The sequence below is a fragment of the Micromonospora antibiotica genome (genome assembly GCF_017599305.1).
Lineage (GTDB): Bacteria > Actinomycetota > Actinomycetes > Mycobacteriales > Micromonosporaceae > Micromonospora > Micromonospora antibiotica.
The window spans coordinates 908,183-922,745 of record NZ_JAGFWR010000001.1 but is presented as its reverse complement, the minus strand read 5'-3'; the positions used below and the strand labels follow the sequence as shown (position 1 = coordinate 922,745).

The 14,563-nt window shown below is 74.0% G+C and carries 17 protein-coding genes and 1 riboswitch; of the genes, 7 read left to right on the top strand and 10 right to left on the bottom strand.

Going from position 1 to position 14,563, the window contains the following annotated elements; genetic code table 11:
• The first annotated feature begins 290 nt into the window (after positions 1–290).
• The gene (locus JQN83_RS04325; protein ID WP_208565665.1) at positions 291–719 is read left to right on the top strand and encodes an ATP-binding protein; all 429 of its coding nucleotides are present in this window, start codon (positions 291–293) and stop codon (positions 717–719) included.
• A gap of 154 nt (positions 720–873) precedes the next feature.
• On the opposite strand, the gene JQN83_RS04320 is transcribed toward JQN83_RS04325, so the two are convergent.
• Positions 874–1,752, bottom strand: a complete 879-nt coding sequence (locus tag JQN83_RS04320; RefSeq protein WP_307798992.1) for a DUF3152 domain-containing protein — start codon at positions 1,750–1,752, stop codon at positions 874–876.
• A gap of 167 nt (positions 1,753–1,919) precedes the next feature.
• Here JQN83_RS04320 and JQN83_RS04315 point away from each other — a divergent pair, with 167 nt between their 5' ends.
• Complete coding sequence (locus JQN83_RS04315) at positions 1,920–3,173, top strand: DUF2786 domain-containing protein (RefSeq protein ID WP_208565664.1); 1,254 nt, start codon at positions 1,920–1,922, stop codon at positions 3,171–3,173.
• Between the two features lie 198 nt (positions 3,174–3,371).
• Here JQN83_RS04315 and JQN83_RS04310 read toward each other — a convergent pair whose 3' ends face one another.
• From JQN83_RS04310 to JQN83_RS04290, 5 genes are all read right to left on the bottom strand, one after another.
• Positions 3,372–3,890, bottom strand: coding sequence for a hypothetical protein (locus tag JQN83_RS04310; RefSeq protein ID WP_208565663.1), 519 nt, complete (start codon positions 3,888–3,890; stop codon positions 3,372–3,374).
• A 149-nt stretch (positions 3,891–4,039) separates the two neighbouring features.
• Positions 4,040–4,213: a CsbD family protein gene (locus JQN83_RS04305; RefSeq protein WP_208565662.1), complete on the bottom strand. Its 174-nt coding sequence runs from the start codon at positions 4,211–4,213 to the stop codon at positions 4,040–4,042.
• 143 nt (positions 4,214–4,356) lie between these two features.
• Positions 4,357–6,633 carry a heavy metal translocating P-type ATPase gene (locus JQN83_RS04300; protein ID WP_208565661.1) on the bottom strand — a complete coding sequence of 759 codons (2,277 nt, stop codon included), beginning with the start codon at positions 6,631–6,633 and terminating at the stop codon, positions 4,357–4,359.
• A 14-nt stretch (positions 6,634–6,647) separates the two neighbouring features.
• Complete coding sequence (locus tag JQN83_RS04295; RefSeq protein WP_208565864.1) at positions 6,648–6,881, bottom strand: hypothetical protein; 234 nt, start codon at positions 6,879–6,881, stop codon at positions 6,648–6,650.
• A 16-nt stretch (positions 6,882–6,897) separates the two neighbouring features.
• Positions 6,898–7,104, bottom strand: a complete 207-nt coding sequence (locus JQN83_RS04290) for a heavy-metal-associated domain-containing protein (protein ID WP_208565660.1) — start codon at positions 7,102–7,104, stop codon at positions 6,898–6,900.
• Between the two features lie 94 nt (positions 7,105–7,198).
• Here JQN83_RS04290 and JQN83_RS04285 point away from each other — a divergent pair, with 94 nt between their 5' ends.
• Positions 7,199–7,498 carry a metal-sensitive transcriptional regulator gene (locus JQN83_RS04285; protein WP_091244878.1) on the top strand — a complete coding sequence of 100 codons (300 nt, stop codon included), beginning with the start codon at positions 7,199–7,201 and terminating at the stop codon, positions 7,496–7,498.
• Positions 7,499–7,606: 108 nt separating this feature from the next.
• Here JQN83_RS04285 and JQN83_RS32770 read toward each other — a convergent pair whose 3' ends face one another.
• Positions 7,607–8,236 carry a DUF305 domain-containing protein gene (locus JQN83_RS32770; RefSeq protein ID WP_307798990.1) on the bottom strand — a complete coding sequence of 210 codons (630 nt, stop codon included), beginning with the start codon at positions 8,234–8,236 and terminating at the stop codon, positions 7,607–7,609.
• 62 nt (positions 8,237–8,298) lie between these two features.
• Positions 8,299–8,847: a hypothetical protein gene (locus JQN83_RS32765; protein ID WP_244251580.1), complete on the bottom strand. Its 549-nt coding sequence runs from the start codon at positions 8,845–8,847 to the stop codon at positions 8,299–8,301.
• Between the two features lie 221 nt (positions 8,848–9,068).
• On the opposite strand from JQN83_RS32765, the gene JQN83_RS04275 reads away from it, so the two are divergent.
• Both JQN83_RS04275 and JQN83_RS04270 read left to right on the top strand, forming a co-directional pair.
• On the top strand, positions 9,069–10,412 hold the full coding sequence (locus JQN83_RS04275) for a YibE/F family protein (protein ID WP_208565658.1): 1,344 nt from the start codon (positions 9,069–9,071) through the stop codon (positions 10,410–10,412).
• Positions 10,413–10,578: 166 nt separating this feature from the next.
• Positions 10,579–10,710, top strand: a riboswitch (cyclic di-AMP (ydaO/yuaA leader).
• 3 nt (positions 10,711–10,713) lie between these two features.
• Positions 10,714–11,739, top strand: coding sequence for a coiled-coil domain-containing protein (locus JQN83_RS04270; RefSeq protein WP_208565657.1), 1,026 nt, complete (start codon positions 10,714–10,716; stop codon positions 11,737–11,739).
• Positions 11,740–11,866: 127 nt separating this feature from the next.
• Here JQN83_RS04270 and JQN83_RS04265 read toward each other — a convergent pair whose 3' ends face one another.
• Positions 11,867–12,601: a carbonic anhydrase gene (locus JQN83_RS04265; RefSeq protein ID WP_208565656.1), complete on the bottom strand. Its 735-nt coding sequence runs from the start codon at positions 12,599–12,601 to the stop codon at positions 11,867–11,869.
• A 215-nt stretch (positions 12,602–12,816) separates the two neighbouring features.
• Here JQN83_RS04265 and JQN83_RS04260 point away from each other — a divergent pair, with 215 nt between their 5' ends.
• A complete protein-coding gene (locus JQN83_RS04260) occupies positions 12,817–13,167 on the top strand; it encodes a helix-turn-helix transcriptional regulator (RefSeq protein WP_208565655.1) in 351 nt (116 codons plus the stop codon).
• 86 nt (positions 13,168–13,253) lie between these two features.
• On the opposite strand, the gene JQN83_RS04255 is transcribed toward JQN83_RS04260, so the two are convergent.
• Positions 13,254–13,856, bottom strand: a complete 603-nt coding sequence (locus tag JQN83_RS04255) for a lipocalin family protein (RefSeq protein ID WP_208565654.1) — start codon at positions 13,854–13,856, stop codon at positions 13,254–13,256.
• 240 nt (positions 13,857–14,096) lie between these two features.
• On the opposite strand from JQN83_RS04255, the gene JQN83_RS04250 reads away from it, so the two are divergent.
• Entirely contained in the window at positions 14,097–14,471 is a 375-nt protein-coding gene (locus JQN83_RS04250) for a hypothetical protein (RefSeq protein WP_208565653.1), read from the top strand.
• Positions 14,472–14,563: the final 92 nt, after the last annotated feature.

Here is a 14,563-nt window from a genome sequence, read left to right as displayed (position 1 = left end):
GGCCCCGAATCGGATGATTTCTCGATCCTCGGCCCGGCGGTGCAGGACGACCCGTTCCCGCCTGGAACGCCACCCTCGACAGTGGCCGGGACCACACTCCACCGGGCACCCACCGAACCCCGGATTCACCGCACGGCCGGCCCCGACGTGAGCTGGTCGGGCGGCCCCGACCTGAGCTGGTCGGGCGGCTCCGAGCTCGGCCGGCGGGGCGGTGATCCGGGTGCCGGAAGGACGAATCCTCGACAGCGGACCCAAGCATGGGAAACCGCTACGCAGGGTAAACCGAGATCATGGCACCGCTTCGCACCTCGCCGCCCCCGCCTCAGGCCACCGAGTTGCGCCGGTGGGAACTGGCCGATCCCGCCGGCCTGCGTGCCCTGCGCGCCTCGCTGCACGAGGCGCTCACCGGCGAGCGGCTGCTCGACGGTCAGAACCTGGACGAGATCCCCGAGCTGATCGTCCTGGTCGCCACCGAGTTGGCAACCAATGCCCTCAAACACGGCATTCCGCCCACAATTGTCCGGCTACTCGCCATCGACGAGTCGCTCATCCTCGACGTCGCCGACCACGACCTCAGCACCATCCCCGAGCTGTCCGACACCCGGCCGATGGGGGCCGGCGGCCGGGGACTCCAGATCGCCATGGCGGTCTCCCTGGAGGTCGGCTGGTACGCCACCGACCGCACCAAGAACATCTGGGCGTCCTTCCCCCGCCGCTGACCCGACCGGGCAAGGCCCGCCACATGGTCACAGCCGAGTTGGCCCGCCGCACGGCCGCAGCCGAGAAGCCCGACGGCCGGTCGCAGCCGAAACGGCCGCAGCCGAGAAGGGCCGTCGCACGGCCGCAGCGAGTCGGCCGGCCCGACGGAAGGGGTCAGTCGCCGGCCGGGATCGGGTCGTCGTACTCACCGGCGGGACCGGTGAACAGGGTGCCGCCCACCATCGGCCAGGCGTTCGGCCGGCAGCCGTGCAGGCCGAGCGTCTGCTGCTGCATCACCGGTGCCGGCCCGCCTGCCGCCGGGCACCGCTCGTGACCCCGGCCCAGCCGGTGCCCCACCTCGTGATTGAGCACGTACGACCGGTAAGTAGCGAGATCACCCCTGAAGTCCGGTACGCCCCGTGCCCATCGCGCCACGTTGATCACCACCCGGTCACCGTTGCGGCAGGAGGTGTAGTGGTCCGAGGTGTCCCCGCACAGCTCGCCCCGGGTGACCGGGGTGGTCAGCAGCACGGTGAAGTCCGCCGGGCCGTCGGCACCGACCCGTTGCAGCCGCCACCGGCCGTCGGCGGTCCAGCCCCGGCGGTCGGCGAGCACCACCGCCACCTCCCGGCCGAACCGCTCCGGGTCGACGGCGTCGATGCCACCCTCCACCGCCACCCGGTAGCGCAGCAGTTGGCCGTCCCGCCCGGCGACCGCACCCTCAGCGGTCGCCGTCCGCCAGGTGCCGGTCCCCCGTTGCGGGTAGCGCAGCGCCGCCGGGGCGGGCGCGGCGGCGGATCCGAGCGGGACGGGTGCCTCCGCCCGGGTCGGCACGGGTGGCACCGCGGCGGCGGGCGGCCGGACCGGCTCCCGGCGGACGTCGCCGATGAGCGCGCCCAGGTCGACGCCCTGCCGCTGGGCCACCACCGCACCGCCGGCAGCCAGCCCGGCCACCACCAGCACCACCGACAGGACACCGGCCGGGGTCACGCCCCGGCGTCGCCCCCGGTGCCGGCCCCGGTCAGCGGCCTCGCTCACCGTCAGGGTGCTCACCGTCGTCCTCCCCGTCCACCTGTGGTCCACTCCGGGCAGGAGTACGGGCGCGAGGCCCGAACGGATGAGTGCCCGGGAGGAGCAATCCGGGCCCGGGTACCGTTGCCGGGCAGACACTCCCGACGATCCGGACACCACCCGGCCGTCACGCCGAGGAAGGACCACCCGTGCCGGACGCCGACGCCCTCATCGCCGCCGCGGTCGCGGCGGTGCGCGGCACCGACGTACGCGATGCGGAGCGGAAGCTGGACCAGCTCGTGGTCGGCGGTGACGGTGGCCGGCCGACACCCGGCGGACCCGACGGCCCGGCGGCGGTGGACGCCGCCCTGCTCGGCCGGTTGGTGGCCGCCCTGGGCCGGCTCTGGCCACGGGGCTGGCAGCCGGCCGACGTGGCCCGGATCGTGACCCGACGGCTGGGCGCGCGCCCCGGCCGGCTGGTCACCGAGGCCCTCGCCGCCGACCGGGCGGCCCAGCGCGGCCCGGTGCCGCAGTGGTGGGACGACCAGTTGGCCGGCCTGGACGCCCGGGTCCACGGGGACGACGCCGGATGGCTGACCGGTTGGACCACCCGGGAGGGTACGGACCGGATCACCGCCCTGCGCGACGCCATCGAGGTGCTGGCCCTGCTGACCGGCCTGCCGCCGGTCGCGGTGCTGCGCCCCCCGCCCGGCGGCGTCGGCGGACCGGCCACGACCGCGTCGAGCGGTCCGAGCGGATCCCGGGTGCTCGACCGGGTACGGGCGTTGCTCGCCAAGGCGGAGTCCACCACGTTCCCGGCCGAGGCTGAGGCGTTCACCGGCAAGGCGCAGGAGCTGATCGCCCGGCACAGCCTGGAACGGGCGCTGGTCGAGGCGGACACCGCCCACCCGGATCGGCCCGGTGGGGTCCGGATCAGCACCGACGCCCCGTACGCGGGTGCGAAAGCGCTGCTGGTGCAGGAGGTGGCGGCGGCGAACCGGTGCGAGTCGGTCTGGTCCGACGATCTCGGTTTCGCCACCGTGCTCGGCTTCTCCGCCGACCTGGAGGCCGTCGAACTGCTGCACACCTCACTGTTGGTGCAGGCCACCGCCGCGATGCTGCGCGGACGCCGGGAACGTCAGGGTGGCGGTCGACGCACCAAGGCCTACGACGAGGCTTTCCTGCACGCCTTCGCCCGGCGTATCGGCGAGCGGCTGCGGACCGCGACCGACGAGGCGAACCGGCAGGCGGCGCAGGACGCCGGGGCGGACCGGCTGCTGCCGGTGCTCGCCGCCCGCTCCGGTGCGGTACGGGAGCGGATGGACACCCTCTTCCCCGGTGTCACCCGGGCCCGGCTGACCGTGCGGGACGCCGAGGGCTGGCAGTCCGGCACCTCGGCCGCCGACCGTGCCTCGCTGGCCGGTACCGCCCCGCCGGGCCGGCCGCTGCCCGGTCGACGCTGACCCGACGACCCGGGATCCGCCCACCACGTCCCTGTGCCCGCGCCCGACCGGGCATCCCCGGCCCGGGCAGACCCTCGGCCCAGGTAAGTCTCCCGGGCCGGGCAGGACCGCTGGGCCGGGCAGGACCGCTGGGCCGGGCAGGACTCCAGGCCGGACAGGACCGCTGGGTCCGCCGGGCAGGACCGGGTGGGGTCCGGGTCAGACGTGGCAGTCGCGGGTGAGCCGGGCCGGGATCTCGACGAAGTCGGTGCCCATCCAGCCTGCCGGGCTCTTGGCCGCCGCGCCGGCCTCGATCTTCGTGGCGGTCTCGTCGACCAACTTCTTGATCCGGGCGTCCCGGGCCTTGCGGGCCTGCGCACGGAGGTCGTCGGCGAGCCCGCTCAGTCGCCCCTTGAGCTTGCCGTTGAGCTGCTCCGGGGTGAGTTCCTCCCGGGTGGCGGCAGCCGAGTCGGCGGTGATCTGCCGGCTGCCGTCGATGATCAGCTGGTCGACGGCGCGACAGACCTGCGCGGTGTTCGCGGCGGTGCCGGCGGTCGGGGTGCCGGCGGTCGGGGTGGTGGTCGTCACCGTGTCGGGAGTGGCCTGCCCGGTGGGGGCATCGGCGGCACTGGTCGGCGTGGCGGGTGCGGCGTCGGTGTCGTCCCCGCTGTCCGAGCAGCCGCTGGCGAGGACGGCGAGGACGGCGAACGTGAGCGCGGTGGCGGAGCTGCGGTGCATCGACTTCCCCGTTTCGATGTGTCGGGCGGTACCACGGACACGATGCCGCACGGCCCGCTCGGCCGACGTCTCACCCCCGACGCGCCGCACCCCCCGACGCGCCTCACGCCGGACCGACGAGGTCGGTCCGGCGTGACGGGTGGCGCGGTTCAGCTCTTGAAAGCGTCCTTGACCTTCTCGGCGGCCTGCTTGAGGCTGGACTTGGCCTGGTCGCTACGACCCTCGGCCTCCAGACGCTCGTTGTCGGTCGCCCGACCCACGCCTTCCTTGACCTTGCCGGCGGCGTTCTCGCTCGTGTTTTCGATCTTGTCGTCGAACCCCATGAGAGCCTCCCGAATAAGCATTTCTTCCAACGCCCCTCAACTACCCCCACCCCCCGTCCCCAAAACACCCCCACCCCCGCTCCGGCCCGTTGACCAAGAGGTTTGCGTCACCAGCAAGCCGACTGGTGACGCAAACCTCTTGATCAACGCGGTCGTCCGGGGTGGAGGGTGGTGGTGGAGAAGCGGCGGAGGCGGAGGCTGTTGGCCACCACGAAGACCGACGAGAAGGCCATCGCCGCGCCCGCGATCATCGGGTTCAGCAGGCCGGCGGCGGCCAGCGGGAGGGCGGCCACGTTGTAGGCGAACGCCCAGAACAGGTTGCCCTTGATCACGGCGAGGGTGCGCCGGGAGAGCCGGATCGCGTCCACCGCGGCGCTCAGGTCGCCCCGGACCAGGGTCAGGTCGGACGCCTCGATCGCCACGTCGGTGCCGGTGCCCATGGCCAGCCCCAGGTCGGCCTGGGCCAGGGCCGGCGCGTCGTTGATCCCGTCACCGACCATGGCGACCGTACGACCCTGCGCCTGGAGCCGGCGGATCACGTCGACCTTGTCGGCCGGCAGCACCTCGGCGGTCACCTGGTCGATGCCCACCTCGGCGGCCACCGCCTTGGCGACGGTCGCGTTGTCCCCGGTGAGCAGCACCGGGGTCAGGCCCAGGGCGCGCAGCCCGGCGACCGCCTCCCGGCTGGTGGGCCGGACCACGTCGGCGACCGCGAGGACCCCACGGGCCCGCCCGGACCAGCCCGCCACCACTGCCGTACGACCGGCGGCCTCCGCCTCGGCCACCGCCCGGACCACCTCCTCCGGTACGTCCAGACCCCGCTCGCGGAGCAGCCTCGGCCGCCCGACGACCAGGTCGCGGCCGTCGACGGTGCCGGTGACGCCGAGCCCCTCGGCGGCGGAGAACCCGGTGACCGGGGGCAGTTCCCCGGCTTCGGCGGCGCCGGCCGCCACGGCGCGGGCGATCGGGTGCTCGGAGCCGGCCTCCACCGCCCCGGCGAGCCGGAGCAGTTCGGCCCGGTCCTGCCCCTCGGCGGGGCGGACGTCGACCAGGGTCATCCGGCCGGTGGTGACGGTGCCGGTCTTGTCCAGCACCACCGTGTCGACCTGCCGGGTGGATTCCAGCACCTCCGGTCCCTTGATCAGGATGCCGAGCTGGGCACCCCGCCCGGTGCCGACCAGCAGCGCGGTCGGGGTGGCCAGGCCGAGCGCGCACGGGCAGGCGATGATCAGCACGGCCACCGCGGCGGTGAAGGCGGCGGTGGGGCCGGCCCCGGACCCCAGCCACCAGCCCAGCGTGCCGACGGCGAGCACGATGACGACCGGCACGAAGACCCCGGAGATCCGGTCGGCGAGCCGCTGCACGGCGGCCTTGCCGGTCTGTGCCGCCTCCACCAGCCGGGCCATCTGGGCGAGCTGGGTGTCCGCGCCGACCCGGGTGGCGGTGACGACCAGCCGGCCGCCCGCGTTGACGGTGGCACCGGCCACCGTGTCGCCGGGCCCCACCTCGACCGGCACCGACTCGCCGGTGAGCATGCTGGCGTCGACCGCCGAGGTGCCCTCGTCGACCCGCCCGTCGGTGGCGATCTTCTCGCCGGGCCGGACCACGAACCGGTCGCCCACCACGAGCTGGTCGACCGGAACGCGGGTCTCCGTGCCGCCGCGCAGCACGGCGACGTCCCGCGCGCCGAGTTCGAGCAGGGCCCGCAGGGCCGCCCCGGCGGTCCGCTTGGAGCGGGCCTCGAAGTAGCGGCCGGCCAGCAGGAACACGGTCACCCCGGCGGCGGCCTCCAGGTAGATGTTGCCGGCCCCGTCGGTGCGGACGATGTCCAGCCGGAACGGGTGGGTCATCCCGGGCATCCCGGCGTCGCCGAGGAAGAGCGCCCAGAGCGACCAGCCGAACGCGGCCAGGGTGCCGAGCGACACGAGGGTGTCCATGGTCGCCGCGCCGTGCCGCAGGTTGGTCCAGGCGGCCCGGTGGAACGGCAGCCCGCCGTACGCGACCACCGGGGCGGCCAGGGTCAGGGACAGCCACTGCCAGTAGGTGAACTGCCAGGCCGGCACCATCGCCAGCACGATCACCGGCACGGTGAGCACGGCCGACACCCGCAGCCGGGTCCGCAGGGCGCCCAGCTCGTCGACCGGCCCTGCGGCCGGTTCCGTGCCGGCGGGGGTGGGCGGCGGGGGGACGACGGCGGTGTAGCCGGTCTTCTCCACGGTGGCGATCAGGTCGTCGGGGGTGACGCCGTCGGCGTACCGGACGGTGGCCTTCTCGGTGGCGTAGTTGACGCTCGCCTCGACGCCGTCGAGCCGGTTGAGCTTCTTCTCGATCCGGGCGGCGCAGGACGCGCAGGTCATCCCGCCGATGGCCAGTTCGATCAGGTGGGGTGCGGTGGGCAGGTTCGACGTGTTCGGGGTCATCGCGGCACCTCCGGTCAACCGTGGGTGTGACCGGCCCCGCCGGTGCCGGTGACGGGCACGCTCGGCGTCGGGTCGGTGGTGGGCTGCGGGCTAACGGGGCTGGGGACGGGTCGCGGGGTGTGCGTGGGGTCGTGGCGGGTCCCGGCGGGCGGGGTGACGGGGCCGGTCAGCTGGCCGACCCCGTACGCCGCGCCGAACACCACCGCGAGGGCGAGGGCGAAGCCGCCCAGCCTGGTCGGTGTGTTCACCGGTCCCCCCGGACCGTCACGCCTCGACGAGGTCGTAGCCGGCCTCGTCGACGGCGGCCCGCACGGACGCGGCGTCCAGCGGGCGGTCGCTGGTGACGGCGACCCGGCCGGAGGCCAGGTCGACCTGGACGTCGGTGACGCCGTCGAGGGCACCCACCTCGGCGCTGACCGCGCTGACGCAGTGCCCGCAGGTCATGCCCTTCACCTGGTAGTTCGTGATCATGCGGCTCTTCCCTCCACTCGTCCAACATACCCCCCAGGGGTACGTTGCCCTGCGACCGTAGCATACCCCCCGGGGGTAAGCTATCCTGGTCGCCATGACCACACCGAGCACCCCGGTCCGGGGCTACACCGCCAGCAAGGACCAACTGCTCGCGCGGCTGCGCCGCGTGGAGGGGCAGGTCCGGGGCATCGAGAAGATGGTCGACGACGACCGGTACTGCATCGACGTGCTCACCCAGATCTCCGCCGTGCAGGCCGCCCTGGACAAGGTCGCCCTCGGGCTGCTCGACGGCCACGCCCGGCACTGCATGCACGAGGGGGCCGCCGAGGGCCGCGCCGACGAGATGGCCGCCGAGATGATGGCCGCCGTCGGCCGCCTGATGAAACGCGGCTGACCGGCCCGCCCGTCCGGCGACCTGCGGTCGGCGGGGCACCGGACGGGCGGACCGCCCGGCGTCGCGGGGCCGGTGGGATCCGGCCCCGCGACGCGTCACGGGTGACGGTCAGCGCCGGGCGAGGATCTTGCGCATGGTGTCGATCTCGCCCTGCTGGGTGGTGACGATCTGCTGCGCCATGGCCCTGGCCCCGGCGTGCCGGCCGTCCGCCAACTCCTGCCGGGCCATGGTGATCGCACCCTCGTGGTGGGCGATCATCAGGGTGAGGAACCGGCGGTCGAAGTCCCGACCGGTCGCCCCCTCCAACCGGGCCAGGTCGGCGTCGGACATCATCCCCGGCATGCCGTGGTCCATCCCCGGCAGGTGACCGTCGGCCGGGCCGCCGGACGGGACGGGCCGGCCCCAGGCGGTCAGCCACCCGGTCATGGTGGCGATCTCCGGGGCCTGGGCGGCACGGATCTGTTCGGCCAGCCGGGTGACCTCCGGATCGGCGGCCCGGTTCCCGGCCAGCTCCGACATGCGTACCGCCTGCTGGTGGTGCGGAATCATCATCTGGGCGAACATCACGTCCGCCGGGGCGACCCCGGCGGACACGGAGGCGGCCGGGGCGGTGCCCGCGGCCGGACGGCCGTGGCCGCCCTCGGTGGAGTGGCCCCCGCCGCAGGCGGTCAGGGCGGACGCGGTGGTGAGAGCGACGCCGGCCAGGGCGGCGCGACGGGCAAGGGTACGAGTGGACACGGGCAGACCTTTCGATACGACGGAGACGGACGGCGGACACGGCGGAGCCGCGCCCGGGTGTCCTATCTGCGCAGTACCGACACCGTGGCGAACCGGAGCCCGAGCGGGCGCGGTGGCGGGGCGCGCGGCTCCCGGGGCCGCGACGGCGGACGGGCCACCCCGGCCGGCCTGGTACGCACCGCGAAGAGCAGCACCAGCAGCATCACGGTGAGCGCCCCGAGCACCGCCAGGCAGACGCTCCACCCGGTGGCCGGTGAGCCGGTCGGCTCGTCGGGCAGCACCACCACACATCCGGCCCCGCACCCGAGGGGACGGGCCGTCACCATCGTGAGCCGTACCGGACCGGTCAGGTCCCCCCGGTCCATGACCGGCGACACGACGGACGTCCGGTGGGGGCGCTCGACCGGGGTGTCGTGCCCGACGGAGGTCCGGTCCGCCGAGGTGGAGTGGCCGACCGTGGAGTGGCCGACCGGCCGACCGTCGGCGGGATGACCGGCGGCCGGGTGCGCGTCGTGGCCGAGGGTGTGCATCGCGGACAGCCCCAGCAGGGTGCCGACGAGCAGCAGCAGCCGCAGCCACCGCCCGGCCGTCGTCGTTCCCGCCCGCCGCACGGTTCCACGCTAGCCGTCCCGGACGGCCGGCGGGCCCGGACGGGTCGGCCACCCGACACGGGCGTACCGGCCGCAGCGGTGGCGGGGCCTGCCACCAGCACGTGAACCGCGCGGCCCGACCTGGTGCTGGCTACCATCGTCCGACGACCCGCCGCCCGTGGATGAACCGGCTGGCCGGCTGACACGTATCCCGTCCCGGATCGTTGGGAGTACTCGCACACATGGGCGCCGACCACACCCGTCCCGCTCCGTCCACCCCACCCCGGGTGCGGCGGATCCTCGTCATGACGGTGGTGCCGCTCATCGTCGTCACGGTGATCGCCACGCTGCTGCTCTGGCCGGGGGAGACCCCGAAGATCGACCAGGGCGAGCAGGTGCCCCGCTACCACGGCACGGTGACCCGGGTGGTGACCGAGCCGTGCCCGCCCGTCCCGCAGACCCCCGACGGCCCGTCGGGGGCGGCCGACGGGCCGTGCGGGACGGTGACGGTCACCGTCGGGCAGGGCCCGGACAGTGGTGAGCAGGTCGAGACGCCGGTCCCGTCCGGGCCGGGGGCACCGACGGTGACGGTCGGCGACGAGGTGGTGCTGGTCGCGTTGGCCGACCCCACCGACCCGTCGGTGAGCAGCTACCACATCGCCGAGCACCAGCGGGGCATGCCGCTGCTCTGGCTGGTCGCCCTGTTCGCGGCGGCGATCGTCGCGTTCGGCCGGCTGCGCGGGCTGGCCGCCCTGGCCGGCCTCGGGGCGAGCTTCGCCATCCTGTTGACCTTCGTGGTGCCGGGCATCTCCGCCGGGGGCGCACCGCTGCCGATCGCGGTCACCGGCGCCGCGCTGATCATGTTCGTGGTGCTGTACCTCACCCACGGGGTCACCGCACAGACCTCGGTGGCGGTGCTCGGCACGCTGGGCAGCCTGGTGCTGACCGGCGTCCTGGGCACGCTGGCCACCGCCGCCACCCACCTGACCGGGTACGGCAGCGAGGAGGCCACCACGCTGTCGATGTACCAGCGTGACGTGGACCTGCACGGACTGCTGCTGGCCGGGATCATCATCGGTTCGCTGGGCGTCCTGGACGACGTCACGGTCACCCAGTCGGCCACCGTCACCGAGCTGGCGCACGCCAATCCGGGGCTGTCCCGGTTGCAGCTCTACCGGGCGGCGACCCGGGTCGGGCGGGCGCACATCGCGTCCACGGTCAACACGATCGTGCTGGCGTACGCGGGGGCCTCGTTGCCGTTGCTGCTCCTGCTCACCGCCGACAGCCGGCCGGTGAGTCAGATCCTGACCAGCGAGTTCCTGGCCCAGGAGATCGTCCGCAGCGCGGTGGCGACCCTGGGGCTGGTGGCGGCGGTGCCGCTGACCACCGGATTGGCCGCGCTCGTCGTCACCGCCGGGCGTGGTCCCGCCGACGCCGACGCGACCGGACCGACGCCCACCCCACGCCCCGCCCCCGACCGTGCCGAGGCGCTGGCGGCGCTGAGCGGCCCCCGGCACGGCGAACCGTCCACCCCGGCCCCCGCACGGTGGCCAGACCCGGAAAGGAGCACGGACACCGCATGGTGACACTGCGCTGTGTGACCGGAGGTGAGGTCGCGGCTGTCGGTCGCGTCACTGATTACCCCTCGCTATCGGGAAAATACGCATTTTGCCGGGTTGTGACCGTAGATCCCCGGTACGACTCTCGGGTAACCTCGCTGCCGGTCACCGCCGAAGGCGCCCACCGGAGCCAGCGGTGCCACCGCCCAATCGCCGTACGGCGAGCCGGGGAACCGAGCACCTGGGGTGAATCCGCGCCAGCGGTAGGGGCCACTTCCGTCCCGAACCCGTCAGCTAACCCGGTCGGCGGTCGACGGAAGGGACAACTGTGACGGCACCCCTACGCCACTGGTGGACTCCGGTGGTGGCCGTGCTCGCCGCCCTGGCGCTGGTCGCCGGGCCCGCCGCCGCCCCCGCGGCGGCAGCACCCAACGCGCCCACCCCCTCGGGGCACGAGGAGGACGAGGAGCCGAAGCTGCTCACCGACGTCATCGAGGCGACGAACCGGGAGTATTCGGCGGCGAGGAACCGGCTGGAGAAGTCCAAGAAGCGCCAACTCGAGTACGCCATCGAGGTGGAGAAGGCGGAGCAGGAGCTGGCGGCGTTGGCTCCGCAGGTCAACGAGATCGCCGCCCAGTCGTACCGGACGGGTCGGGTCGGCGCGGTCGCGGCGCTGCTGGAGAGCAACGCCCCGGACACCTTCGTCCGGCGGGCCGCCGCCCTGGACGAGCTGAACATGGTCAACGCCGGCAAGCTGGCCGAGGTCAACAAGGTCAAGAAGCGTGCCGAGCAGGCCAAGCTCGCCGTCGACACCGAGGTCCGTGAGCAGCAGAAGCAGACCAACCTGATGGCCAAGAAGAAGACCGAGGCCGACAAGGCGCTCGCCCTCGTCGGCGGGCGGGGCTTCACCGGTGGCCTGGTCGACGCCACGTCGCCGGTCGCCCGGATCGCCCCGGGCCAGACGGCCGACGGCGACTGGCGCGGCGAGTCGTGCAGCGAGAACGACCCCACCACGTCCGGCTGCATCACCCCGCGCACGCTGCACATGTACAAGGAGGTCAAGCGGGCCGGGTTCAACCGGTTCGTCGGCTGCTACCGCCCCGGCGGGCCGTGGGAGCACCCCAAGGGCAAGGCGTGCGACTGGTCGTTGCAGAAGAGCGGCTTCAGCCCGTGGCACAACAACGACACCCGGATGTACGGCAACAACCTCGCCGCGTTCCTGATCCGCAACTCGGACCGGTTGGGCATCTACTACGTGATCTGGAACCGGCAGATCTGGTTCCCGGCCAACGGCTGGAGTTCGTACTCCGGGCCCTCCAACCACACCGACCACGTCCACGTGTCATTGATGTAGCCGGCCCTCACCGGGGCGGTGCGGTGTCCGGGGCCCGGGCACCGCACCGCCCCGGTGAGGTGATCGAGTCGGCCAGCACGAAGGCCGCCCGGCTGAGCCGGGCGGCCTTCGTCGTGCGTGGTACGCCTCAGCCGGGGACGGCCGCGGGCTCGCCGGTCGGCACGGCGTCGACACCCGTCGGCACGGCCGGCCCGGGTACGACGGCAGCGGCCGCCGCGGTGGTGGGCGCAGCCGCCCGGGTGGCGGGGGCGGCGGCCTCGTGGGCCGGGGCGACCTGGCGGACCTCACCGGCGGCGAGGCGGTAGGACATGCCGACCACCGCGCACCGCCCGGCGGCCACCTCGGCGGCGATCACCGGGGAGTTGCCGAGCAGCACCTCGACGGTCTGCGCGATGTGGATGTCGACGATCCCGTCGATGTCGTGCACCCCCTGCTGGTCGGCGCGACGCAGGCTCGGCCCGACGGCGGCGACCACCGAGTAGAGGTGCCCCGGGGGCTGGGTGCCGGTACGGGCCGCCTCCCGGGCCGCCTGCACCGCCCCGCAGGAGTCGTGCCCGAGGACCACCACCAGCGGGGTGCCGAGGATCGTCACCGCGTACTCGACGCTGCCGAGCACCTCCGGCCCGGCGGTGTGCCCGGCGGTCCGGACCACGAAGAGGTCACCCAGACCCCGGTCAAAAATGATCTCGGCGGCCAGCCGGGAGTCGGAGCAGCCGACGATGACGGCGAAGGGATGCTGGCCGTCGGCGACGGCGGCCCGGTGGCTGGCACCCTGGTTGGGGTGGTGGGGCTCCCCGGCGACGAAACGCCGGTTGCCCGCCTGTAGTTCGGCCAGCGCCTGGGTCGGAGTGATCGGGGCCATTGCCTCACCTCGGTCCGGAATCGCACCTGGTCACGCCGGCCGGCGGCGACGACGACGGCCGTGTTCCCACGGTCACACGCAGCGAAAGGTACGTCAAGATTTCGTGATCCACGTTTCAGGCTTTGGTCGCCACGATGTCGACCAGGGGTCGAGGCCCACGGTCCGACCCGGCGGCCGACGGCGGGCCTCCCAGGTACGGGCCATACGATGACGTCATGGCGACGACGACGGGCGGCACCGGGAGCACCCGGAACTGGACGTTCCTCACCAACCACGGTCACGTGCTGCTCGCCATCGCCCGCAACCCCACCGCCCGGCTGCGGGACGTCGCCGACGAGGTCGGGGTGACCGAGCGGGCCGCCCAGGCCATCGTGGCGGACCTGGAGACCGGTGGCTACCTGCGGCGTACCCGGGTCGGCCGACGCAACGAGTACACGATCGACCCGAGCGGTCACTTCCGGCACCCCGCCGAGGCCGACCGCCAGGTCGGTGCCCTGCTCGCCCTCTTCACCCCCACCACGCCGACCTCGACGTCGGGGCCCACGGCCCACCCGACCGACGCCTGAGGCATCAGCCCGGACCGCGCCCCAGGCCGGGACGGCTCAGCAGGACCGGCCCGGGGACGCCTCGACAGAACCGGCCGGGGGACGGCTCAGCAGAAGCTGCCGGCCCACGCGCCGCCGTCCTGCCGGGTGGTACGGAGGTCGCAGAGGTCGTAGCCGTTGGCGGTGAGCGCCGCCTTCGCCGCCGTCGTCTGTGCCCCGGTCAGCGCCGGCTCCCGGGACAGGACGAAGCCGGTGCTGCGGTCCGGATCACCGACGACCGCCCAGCGGTAGTCGGGGTCGAGCCCGATCACCACGTAGTTCGGCCCGCCCAGGTAGAGCCACCGGTTGCCGAGCTTGAGGAACGACACGGTCAACGCCGAGTCGGCCGGCGGGTTCTCGCTGCGGGCCCGACCGGTGACCGCACTGGTGGTGCCGACGATGGTCTGGCAGGTGTTGCGGACCCCGACGGTGCCGTCGGGCTGGACGTCGTACCGGGCCTTGACGTTCTTGAAGCACTGGATCTCGAAGATCGCCGGGATGGCGGCGACCTGGTACCAGTCGCCCGCGTACCGCTCGACGTCGACGTCGGCGACCGGGGTGAGTGGCCCGGTGTCGACGGCGGTCGGCGCGGCCTGCGCGGGTACGGCGGTGGCCAGCACCGTCGCGGTGGCGACGGCGACGGCCGCGGCGACCTGACGACGTACTCCCATGGTGTCTCCTCCGGTCTGTTCGGTCCCGGCGCGGCAGGGTGTCGCGCCGCCGGCCAATTGCCCGGACCGACCGGGCGGAAACTGTCGGCATTCTCATCGCCGTCGATGCATCCAGGGGCAGGTCAGCGCGCGTATCCCTGCTGGGGACGGTCCGTCCACAGGGCACACCGTGGCCCGGGTCACTGGCCCGATCGGGTCACCGACGCTGCGCGCACGGCCGGGTGGGGATAGGTTGGACGGGTGATCCGCCCAGCTTCCACCCGGCCCGTCTGGGTGTCGAGGCTGCGCGACCTGACCCGGTTGGCGGTCACCGCCCTGGTGCTCACCGTCGGCCTCGGCGGGCTGTTCGCCACCACCGGTGGCCCGGCCGCCGCTGCCGCCCAGCCGCTCGTGGTGACCTCGCGGGTGGCCGAGCTACCCGCCGACACCTACGCCGGGGACGACGCGTCCACCGAGACCCGTCCCGGTGCCGGGCGACCCGCCCACGGGCCCACCCGGCCGCTGCCGGCCGGATCCGCCGACGAGCCCACGGTCCGGCCCGCCGCCCGGGTGGACGTGGCGACGCCGGACCCGGCCCGGGACGCCACCGGCCGGCGCGGCCCGCCCCGGCACTGAGCGGCGCGGCACTCCCGGTGCCCGTCCCCGACCGCGCCCCGGTCCGAGGTGGGCCGGCCGGATCCGGCCCGTTGAGGACACGCCGCCCGTAG

Coding starts and splice junctions, on each gene's coding strand:
- JQN83_RS04310 (WP_208565663.1), bottom strand. CDS start 3,890: ATGCACCGCAGCTCCGCCACCGCGCTCACGTTCGCCGTCCTCGCCGTC.
- JQN83_RS04305 (WP_208565662.1), bottom strand. CDS start 4,213: ATGGGGTTCGACGACAAGATCGAAAACACGAGCGAGAACGCCGCCGGC.
- JQN83_RS04300 (WP_208565661.1), bottom strand. CDS start 6,633: ATGACCCCGAACACGTCGAACCTGCCCACCGCACCCCACCTGATCGAA.
- JQN83_RS04290 (WP_208565660.1), bottom strand. CDS start 7,104: ATGATCACGAACTACCAGGTGAAGGGCATGACCTGCGGGCACTGCGTC.
- JQN83_RS04255 (WP_208565654.1), bottom strand. CDS start 13,856: ATGGGAGTACGTCGTCAGGTCGCCGCGGCCGTCGCCGTCGCCACCGCG.
- JQN83_RS04325 (WP_208565665.1), top strand. CDS start 291: ATGGCACCGCTTCGCACCTCGCCGCCCCCGCCTCAGGCCACCGAGTTG.
- JQN83_RS04285 (WP_091244878.1), top strand. CDS start 7,199: ATGACCACACCGAGCACCCCGGTCCGGGGCTACACCGCCAGCAAGGAC.
- JQN83_RS04265 (WP_208565656.1), bottom strand. CDS start 12,601: ATGGCCCCGATCACTCCGACCCAGGCGCTGGCCGAACTACAGGCGGGC.
- JQN83_RS04275 (WP_208565658.1), top strand. CDS start 9,069: ATGGGCGCCGACCACACCCGTCCCGCTCCGTCCACCCCACCCCGGGTG.
- JQN83_RS04260 (WP_208565655.1), top strand. CDS start 12,817: ATGGCGACGACGACGGGCGGCACCGGGAGCACCCGGAACTGGACGTTC.